We start from the raw sequence: 873 nt of genomic DNA on the forward strand, positions 1-873 counted from the left end.
CAAGCGGAAAGAGAAAAAGCAGAACAAGCGGAAAGAGAAAAAGCAGAACAGGCAGAAAGAGAAAAAGAACAACAAGCTTGTTCAAACATTCGAGGTAATATTTCAAGTTCAGGTACTAAGATTTACCATGTGCCTTCAGGACAATTCTATGATAAGACTGAACCTGAAGAAACTTTCTGTACAGAAGCTGAAGCAAAATCTGCTGGGTATAGAAAATCAAAACTATAAATTATATTGCGGTAATACTTACTAAGTATTACCGATTTTATTATCTATTAGATAGCTAGGATGGATAAAAGAGAGGTTTTATCATAAAATTGTATTCTGCCCCACAGATCGTGTTAAATATTTATTACGTGTGATTCCATTGCAAAATATGTAAAATGAGATGATTTTACGTGTGAAAAATAAATTCAACGACGTAGGTAACGATTTTGGTAAAAGATAAAAAGTTATATAAAAGGTTCTTTGTCTACATCTGTTGTTTTAACGTTTACGCTTATTACAAGTGGGACATCCTCGCCCTTCTTTAACATGGGCAAGTGTTCGTTCAAATATATGACCATTTTCACATTCCCATAATAACTTTTCTCGAGCGTTTATATATTCTATAGATAAACATTTCCATCCTTTCTCCTCTGCTACAAGATTCATTTCATTCACATTTAAACGGTATAAATCTCCTCTTTTTTCATAAGAACATGTTCTGCACCATTGTCCTTTATTAAAATTGTATGGTGTTTTTGTAAAGTGATGTCCCTTTTCACATATGAAATTTAATTTTGTATCTACGTTTATATAAACATTAGATAAGCATTTTCCTCCTTTTGAGATTGCAAAATCTTTTATTTCTTTAAGACTATGTTGAGTAAT

General features: G+C 31.6%; 1 protein-coding gene and 1 pseudogene. One reads left to right on the forward strand and one right to left on the reverse strand.

What is annotated here, in order from left to right; all coding sequences use genetic code 11:
- Positions 1 to 228, forward strand: a pseudogene (locus tag ADA55_RS30010) (hypothetical protein); the annotation flags it as partial.
- A gap of 258 nt (positions 229 to 486) precedes the next feature.
- Here ADA55_RS30010 and ADA55_RS29840 read toward each other — a convergent pair.
- Positions 487 to 873, reverse strand: a 387-nt coding sequence (locus ADA55_RS29840; protein WP_048682079.1) for a zinc-ribbon domain-containing protein, incomplete at its 5' end; no start/stop codon positions are given.

It is taken from the genome of Bacillus sp. 220_BSPC (genome assembly GCF_001054655.1).
Taxonomy (GTDB): domain Bacteria; phylum Bacillota; class Bacilli; order Bacillales; family DSM-1321; genus Peribacillus; species Peribacillus frigoritolerans.